A 1041-nucleotide genomic window follows, 5' to 3' on the forward strand; every position below is an offset into this window, starting at 1 on the left:
CGGATCTATCTCGGTGCGGCACCGGGTGTGGGCAAGACGTATGCGATGTTGTCCGAGGCGCACCGGCGGGTGGAGCGGGGCACGGACTGTGTGGTGGCGTGGGTGGAGCACCATGGGCGGCCGCGTACTGAGGTGATGTTGCGGGGTCTGGAGCGGGTGGGGCGCCGGGAGCTGGAGTATCGCGGTGCGGTGTTCGCGGAGATGGATGTGGAGGCGGTGCTGCGGCGGGCTCCGGCGGTGGCGTTGGTGGATGAGCTGGCGCATACGAATGTGCCGGGGTCGCGTAACGCCAAGCGGTGGCAGGACGTGGAGGAGCTGCTGGCGGCGGGGATCGATGTGGTGTCGACGGTGAACATCCAGCATCTGGAGTCGCTGGGTGATGTGGTGGAGTCGATCACGGGGGTGCGGCAGCGGGAGACGGTGCCGGACGAGGTGGTGCGGCGGGCGGATCAGATCGAGCTGGTGGACATGTCGCCGCAGGCGCTGCGGCGGCGGATGGCGCACGGCAACATCTACACGGCCGACAAGGTGGATGCGGCGCTGTCGAATTATTTCCGGCCCGGGAATTTGACGGCGTTGCGGGAGCTGGCGCTGTTGTGGGTGGCGGACCGGGTGGATGAGTACCTGCAGCAGTACCGGGGGGAGCACGGGATACGGTCCACCTGGCAGGCGCGGGAGCGGATCGTGGTGGGGCTGACGGGGGGTCCGGAGGGGCGCACGCTGATCCGGCGGGCCGCGCGGATGGCGACCAAGGGCTCCGGGGGCGAGGTGATGGCGGTCTACATCGCCCGCAGCGACGGGCTGACCGCGGCCTCGCCGAAGGAACTCGCCGTCCAGCGCACCCTCGTCGAAGACCTCGGCGGAACGTTCCACCACGTCATAGGCGACGACATCCCCGCCGCCCTGCTCGACTTCGCCCGCGGCGTCAACGCCACCCAGATCGTCCTCGGCTCCTCGCGCCGCAAGGCCTGGCAGTACGTCTTCGGGCCGGGCGTGGGCGCGACGGTGGCCCGCGAGTCCGGGCCCGACCTCGACGTCCAC

1 protein-coding gene is annotated in these 1041 nt (G+C 70.2%); it reads left to right on the forward strand.

All coding sequences use genetic code 11. The annotated features are described in order from the left end of the window. A partial coding sequence (locus IE330_RS38465; RefSeq protein ID WP_190140812.1) for a universal stress protein occupies positions 1-1041 on the forward strand: 1041 nt, incomplete at both ends.

It is taken from the genome of Streptomyces longispororuber (genome assembly GCF_014656095.1).
GTDB lineage: Bacteria > Actinomycetota > Actinomycetes > Streptomycetales > Streptomycetaceae > Streptomyces > Streptomyces longispororuber.